Annotated in this window: 7 protein-coding genes and 1 pseudogene; 3 read left to right on the top strand and 5 right to left on the bottom strand. The window is 71.6% G+C overall.

Annotation, left to right across the window (positions count from 1 at the left end):
• Nucleotides 1–184 (top strand): annotated as a pseudogene (locus tag ACSNN7_RS05165) (zf-TFIIB domain-containing protein); the annotation flags it as partial.
• A gap of 76 nt (nucleotides 185–260) precedes the next feature.
• Nucleotides 261–941: a maleylpyruvate isomerase N-terminal domain-containing protein gene (locus ACSNN7_RS05160; RefSeq protein WP_436679476.1), complete on the top strand. Its 681-nt coding sequence runs from the start codon at nucleotides 261–263 to the stop codon at nucleotides 939–941.
• Between the two features lie 13 nt (nucleotides 942–954).
• Here ACSNN7_RS05160 and dnaB read toward each other — a convergent pair whose 3' ends face one another.
• The gene (gene dnaB, locus ACSNN7_RS05155) at nucleotides 955–2,361 is read right to left on the bottom strand and encodes a replicative DNA helicase (RefSeq protein ID WP_436679475.1); all 1,407 of its coding nucleotides are present in this window, start codon (nucleotides 2,359–2,361) and stop codon (nucleotides 955–957) included.
• 396 nt (nucleotides 2,362–2,757) lie between these two features.
• Between dnaB and ACSNN7_RS05150 the strand changes: the two genes are divergently transcribed.
• Nucleotides 2,758–4,308 (top strand): hypothetical protein, encoded by a 1,551-nt coding sequence (locus ACSNN7_RS05150; RefSeq protein ID WP_436679474.1) that lies wholly within the window; start codon nucleotides 2,758–2,760, stop codon nucleotides 4,306–4,308.
• 82 nt (nucleotides 4,309–4,390) lie between these two features.
• Here ACSNN7_RS05150 and rplI read toward each other — a convergent pair whose 3' ends face one another.
• The 4 genes from rplI to rpsF all read right to left on the bottom strand — a co-directional run bounded on the left by rplI (nucleotide 4,391) and on the right by rpsF (nucleotide 6,041).
• Nucleotides 4,391–4,837, bottom strand: coding sequence for a 50S ribosomal protein L9 (gene rplI / locus ACSNN7_RS05145; RefSeq protein ID WP_436679473.1), 447 nt, complete (start codon nucleotides 4,835–4,837; stop codon nucleotides 4,391–4,393).
• 14 nt (nucleotides 4,838–4,851) lie between these two features.
• Entirely contained in the window at nucleotides 4,852–5,091 is a 240-nt protein-coding gene (gene rpsR, locus ACSNN7_RS05140; RefSeq protein ID WP_007073789.1) for a 30S ribosomal protein S18, read from the bottom strand.
• 41 nt (nucleotides 5,092–5,132) lie between these two features.
• Nucleotides 5,133–5,669 carry a single-stranded DNA-binding protein gene (locus ACSNN7_RS05135; protein ID WP_179802407.1) on the bottom strand — a complete coding sequence of 179 codons (537 nt, stop codon included), beginning with the start codon at nucleotides 5,667–5,669 and terminating at the stop codon, nucleotides 5,133–5,135.
• An 81-nt stretch (nucleotides 5,670–5,750) separates the two neighbouring features.
• Complete coding sequence (gene rpsF / locus ACSNN7_RS05130; RefSeq protein WP_120328341.1) at nucleotides 5,751–6,041, bottom strand: 30S ribosomal protein S6; 291 nt, start codon at nucleotides 6,039–6,041, stop codon at nucleotides 5,751–5,753.
• Nucleotides 6,042–6,201 lie beyond the last annotated feature (160 nt).

The following is a 6,201-nucleotide window of genomic DNA, read 5'->3' as shown; positions in this document are numbered from 1 at the left end:
CCACCTCCTCCTGCGCCCGGTCGGTACGCCCCCGCACCAGCCGGGCTACCCGCCGCAGCACGCGCCGGCCTACCCGCCCCAGCCGGCGTACGGCCACAGCGGGCACCAGCAGCAGCACCACGGCCACCACGGGCACTACAAGCGCAAGAAGCAGAAGAGCTTCCTCGACGAGATGTTCGGCTGACGGCACCGGGGCCGGGGCACCCGCCCCGGCCCGTTCCGTCTCGCCGAGCGGGGTGCTCCGTGGCAGGCTGCACCCCATGACGCCGATCGCGCAGCACGAGGCGCTCGCCCAGGCGTACCAGGGGATCACCACCGTGGTCACCGGGCGGGACGACGCCGACCTGCAACGGCCCACCCGCTGCCGGGGCTGGCTCGTCGCCGACCTGCTCTTCCACCTGCTCTGCGACGCCCAGCGCGCCCTGGTCGCCCTGGCCACCCCCGCCGACGGGCCACCGGATGTGGACGACGTCAGCTACTGGCGCTCCTTCCCGGCGGGCGGTGACGGCGACGGCGCCCGGCACGCCTGGTGGGCCCGCCGCTCCGCCGCCGCCTTCGACCGCCCCAGCGGCGTGGTCCGCATCTGGGCGGACACCGGCCCGGCCGCCGTGCGCGCCGCGGCCGCCGCCGACCCCGCCGGCTGCGTCCGCACCCAGGGGCACGTGCTGCGGGTACCCGACTTCCTGGCCACGCTGACCACCGAGGCCGTGATCCACCACCTCGACCTGGTGCTCGACCTGCCCGATGCGCCGGCACCCGGGCCGCTCGCCTGCCGCGTCGCGGTGACGACCATGGACGGGCTGCTCAGCGACGAGGCGGTCCGCCCGGGTGACTGGGACGACGCGGAATACCTGCTCAAGGCCGCCGGCCGCGAGCCGCTCAGCGACCGGGACCGGGTGCAGCTGGGCGAGGCGGCCGGCTGGTTCCCGCTGCTCGGCTGAGTCGCCGCGACGCTCAGACGATCGCCATGTCGACGAAGCGGGAGAGGTGCAGCTGGGCGGCGACGGTGATGCTGTCGGTGGGCCCATTTCGGTGCTTCGCGACGATGAAGTCCGCCTCGCCGGCGCGGGGCGACTCCTTGTCGTAGTAGTCGTCGCGGTGCAGCAGGATGACGACGTCGGCGTCCTGCTCGATCGACCCGGATTCACGCAGGTCAGACAGTTGTGGCCGCTTGTCGGTGCGCTGCTCCGGGCCACGGTTCAGCTGGCTGACCGCGATCACCGGGCACTCGACCTCCTTGGCCAGCAGCTTCAGGCCCCGGGAGAGGTCCGCGACCTCCTGCTGGCGGCTCTCGGTCCGCTTCGGTGAGGTCATCAGCTGGAGATAGTCGACCACGATCATCTTGAGGTCGTGCTTCTGCTTGAGCCGGCGCGCCTTGGCCCGGATCTCCATCAGGTTCATGCTCGGTGTGTCGTCCACGAAGAGCGGCGCCTCGCTGATCTCACCCATGCAGCGGGCCAGCTTGGTCCAGTCGTCGTCGGAGAGCTGGCCGCTGCGCAGCACGTGCAGCGGGACGCGGGCCTCGGCCGAGAGCAGTCGCATGACGATCTCGACCTTGCTCATTTCCAGCGAGAAGATCGCCGCCGCCTGGTTGGCGCGGATGGCCGCGTTTCGCGCGAAGTCCATGCTGGCCGTAGATTTGCCCAAACCAGGCCGACCGGCCACGATGATCAGCTGCCCCGGGTGCAGCCCGTTGAGCAGCCGGTCCAGGTCGGTGAAGCCGGTCGGTACCCCGGTCATCACGCCGCCCTGCGCCCCGACCGCCTCGATCTCGTCGAGGGTCGGCTGGAGCATGTCGGCGAGTACCGCGAAGTCCTCGTTGACCCGGCGCTCGGTGATGTCGTAGACGGCCTGCTGGGCGAGGTCGACGATGTCGTCGACGTCCCGGCCGCCGCCGTTGGCGGTGCCGTAGCCGAGCTGCACGATGCGGGTGCCGGCCTCGACCAGGCGGCGCAGCACCGCCCGCTCGCCGACGATCCGGGCGTAGTACGCCGCGTTGGCGGCGGTGGGCACGCTGGCGATCAGGGTGTGCAGGTAGGGCGCGCCACCCACCCGGGCGAGGTCGCCGGAGTCGGCCAGGGCCGCGGCCACGGTGATCGCATCGGCCGGCTCACCCCGGCCGTAGATGTCGAGGATGGTGTCGAAGATGGTGGCGTGCACCGGCCGGTAGAAGTCGTTGGTCTTGAGGATCTCGACGACATCGGCGATGGCGTCCTTGGACAGCAGCATGCCGCCGAGGACGCACTGCTCCGCGGCCACGTCCTGAGGCGGGGTCTTGTCGAACTGCCCGTCGCGCTGCGCGGGGGCGGGCGACTGCCCGCCGGATCGGGGCTCCGCCCGCATGTCGTCGGTGACCGACACGGATCCCCCTCCACTGCGTCGGGTCGATACCAGCTCTACCGGCCGGGTGCGACAACTTCCGATCGACCCGGCCGGTCGATCGGGGGCGATCGCGCGACCGGTCGGTGCCCCACGATACGGATCCCGAGGTCAGACCCCAACCAGGCCGGTGGACGAGCCTCGGGACAACCTGTGGACGGCGGTGGACGAGCATGTGCGCAGCGTGTGCACAGGTTGTGGAAAACCAATGGGGATTTCTGGCAGGATCGGCTCTGACCTGCGGAAACACGATCCCCACCCTGTGGACGGGTATTTTCTGGTAAAGCTTTGGGGTCGAATTTCCCGTACTATCTCCTGCGGACGGCTACACCTGGACAGCGGATTGCGCTTTCGGTTGAGAAGGGTCACGCTCCGGCCGTGAGTTACCGGGACTGGGAGCGCGGGGAGGGCAGCCCGCGCGAGCGTCAGCCGGTCGCCCCGTGGGACGACCTCGGCGAGGCCGCTCCGGCTGATCCCTACAGTTCCGCGACCGACCGCTACCGCACGCCCAGCCGCCGCCGCGCGATCGAGCGGGGCCAGCGGGAGCCGGTCGACGCCTACCTGCCGCGCTGGGCCGTGGAGTCGGGGATCGCGCATGCCGACGGCCGGGGGCGGCACGCCGCGCCGGACGACGACGAGGACGACGACCGCCCGGTGTCCGGGGGCGGGCGACGTTCGGCGGAGCGGCGCAGCGAGCGCAGCTGGGGCGAGGTGCGGGCGATCGGCGCCGCACCCGAGTCCGACCACACCCGGGAATGGACCTTCGACCGTCCGCAGGAGCAGGGGTACGTCGGCAGCCGGCGTGCCGACGACGATCCGGTCTCCGGTGCGGCGCCGACACCTCGTCCGCGCCGGTCGGCGTCCCGTCGGCCGCAGGTGGTCTGGTCCGGTGTCGAGGAGTCCGACGACGAGTCGGGCGCGGCGGCCCGGGAGGTGGAGCGGCCGACCCGGCGCAGGCGGCGAGCCTCGGCCGAGGGCTGGTCCCGACCGGCGGCCGACTCGTGGAGCCGCAGGGAGCCGGTGGCCGAGCCGGAGCCGGAGTACCGGCCGGCGGTCGACCCGTGGGACGCCTCCGGGGTGCACGCCTGGCAGCGCCCGGAGCCGGAGCCCCGCTGGGACGGTGCCGGTGGCGCCGCCGGCTGGGATCAGGGCGACAGCACCGGTCAGTGGGACCGGTTCACCGACACCGGCCAGTGGGACCGCGGCGATCTGGCCCGGCGCGGGCGGTACGACGAGCCCAGCCGGTGGGAGGACCGCACCGACGTCGGCCGCTGGGACCGCACCGAACCGCCGCGGTCGACGGAGCCGGTGACGGGTGAGGGTTGGTCCTGGCCGGAGCAGCCGGACGGGTTCTGGTCGGGCACGCGCCTGGCCGGGGACGATCCGCGGTGGATGGATCCGCCGCCGTCGGCGCCCCGCTCCCCGGCGGTCGCCTACACCGCGCCCCGGCCACGGCCGGCACCTCGGCGTCGGGCGGAGCCGGCCGCCGGAGTTCCCGCGTCGTCGTGGCGCGACCGCATCGAGTCGGTCGGCGGCGGCGGGTGGAACCGCCGGCTCGAGGACGATCTGCTGGACCCCGATCCGGGTGGCCCGCTGCGTCCGCTGCTCTACACCGCAGCCTGCTACCTGGTGCCGACGGCGCTGGTCTTCGCGTGGCTGTTGACGTTGGACGGCCAAGCGCCGGCGGGTTGCGTGACGGACATCAGTGGCGGCGGTTGCGACTCGGCGCGGGCGCACGCGTTCGCCTCGCTGGTGGCCGGGGGGCCGCGTTTCGGGCTGGCGCTGGTGAGCAGCCTCGTCGTCGCGGTGCTGCTGCGCCGGGTGGGTACGACCTGGCGGTCGGCGACGGTGGCGCTGGCCGCGGCGGTGGTCGGCGGCGGCTTGTCGACCGTGATGATCAGCGCGGTGACCGGTCAGCCGATCGGCTGAGCCTGCCCCGGGGTCGCCGGGAGGAATGCGGAAAGGCCCGCACCGGGTGTCCGGTGCGGGCCTTTCCGTCGTGCGGTGGGTGTCAGCCCTGAACGACGTTGAGGTCGAACGTGGCGGTCACCTCGGGGTGCAGCTTGACCCGCACCGAGTAGGTGCCGGTCGACTTGATGTGACCGGGCATCTCCAGCCGACGACGGTCGAGGGCCGGGCCGCCGGCCGCCTTGACGGCGTCGACGATCTCGGCCGAGGTGACCGAGCCGAAGAGCCGGCCACCGTCACCGGCGCGGGCCTTCAGGGTGACCTTCAGACCCTCGAGCTGGGCCTTGACCTCGTTGGCGTGGCCGAGGTCGCGGATCTCGCGGGCCGAGCGGGCCCGCTTGATGACCGTGACCTGCTTCTCCGCACCCTTGGTCCAGCTGATCGCGAAGCCCTGCGGCAGCAGGTAGTTACGGCCGTAGCCGTTCTTGACCTCGACGATGTCGCCGGGGGCACCGAGACCGGAAACTTCCTGGGTCAGGATGATCTTCATGTCGGTGCCTCCTCTCAGCGGGCCGTGGCGGTGTACGGCAGGAGCGCCATCTCACGGGCGTTCTTGACCGCACGGGCGATCTGCCGCTGCTGCTGCGAGGTCACGCCGGTCACCCGCCGAGCGCGGATCTTGCCGCGGTCGGAGATGAACTTGCGCAGCAGCGCGGTGTCCTTGTAGTCGATGTAGGTGATCCCGTCCTTGTCGAGCGGGTTCACCTTCTTCTTCGGCTTGCGAAGTGCCGCAGCCTTGGCCATTGCTCGTGCTCCTGGTTTGCGATCGCGGGCGCTCGGCGCCATTAGAACGGGGGCTCCTCGTCGAAGTTTCCGCCGCCCGAACCGGAGCGCGACGGAGACGGCGCGGCCGAAGCCCAGGGGTCGTCGAAGTTGCCTCCGCCGCCACCCTGGCCACCACCGCCACCAGAACCGAAGCCACCGCCTCCGCCACCCGAGCGCGACATCTTCTGCACCTTCGCCGTGGCGTAGCGCAGGGACGGGCCGATCTCGTCGACCTCGAGCTCGATGACGGTGCGCTTCTCACCCTCGCGGGTCTCGTACGACCGCTGACGCAGCCGACCCGAGACGATCACGCGGGCGCCCCGCTGGAGCGACTCGGCGACGTGCTCCGCCGCCTGCCGCCACACGGTGCAGGCCAGGAAGAGCGGCTCGCCGTCCTTCCATTCGCCGGAGGCCTTGTCCATGAACCGGGGCGTCGAAGCGACCCGGAACTTGGCGACCGCCGCACCGGACGGGGTGAACCGCAACTCGGGGTCATCGGTCAGGTTGCCGATGACCGTGATGGTGGTGTCTCCTGCCATGACCATCTCCTCGCGCACTCATCAGTTCTGCCGTACAGGCTCTCAGAGCCCTCCGACAGCACCGGTGAGGCTGATCCGGGCGAACCGGGATTTGAATGCTTAGCGCATCTCCGGCCGGATGACCTTGGTGCGCAGCACGGACTCGTTGAGCCGCAGCTGACGGTCCAGCTCGGCCACCGCCTCCGGCGTCGCCTGCAGGTCGATGACGGCGTAGATGCCTTCGGCCTTCTTGTTGATCTCGTACGCGAGGCGCCGGCGGCCCCACACGTCGGTCTTCTCCACCGAGCCACCCGCGGTCCGAATCACGTTCAGGTACGTGTCGAGCGACGGGGCGACGGTGCGCTCCTCGAGGCTGGGGTCGAGGATCACCATGACTTCGTAATGACGCAAGACGTGCTCACCTCCTGTGGGCTGTGCGGCCACGGTCCTTCCGTGGCAGGAGGTCGTGCGTCGCTGCCCGCTCCGGATTCGGGGGGACCCGGCCGGACGCGGACAACCGGACCAGGATACCCGGTCCGGACGATCATGCCCGGGCAGGTCCGACGACCGT

The organism is Micromonospora sp. URMC 105 (assembly GCF_051386295.1).
In the GTDB taxonomy this organism is placed as follows: domain Bacteria; phylum Actinomycetota; class Actinomycetes; order Mycobacteriales; family Micromonosporaceae; genus Micromonospora.
The sequence above is the reverse complement of the archived record's forward strand: the minus strand, read 5'-3'. Positions and strand labels throughout refer to the sequence as shown.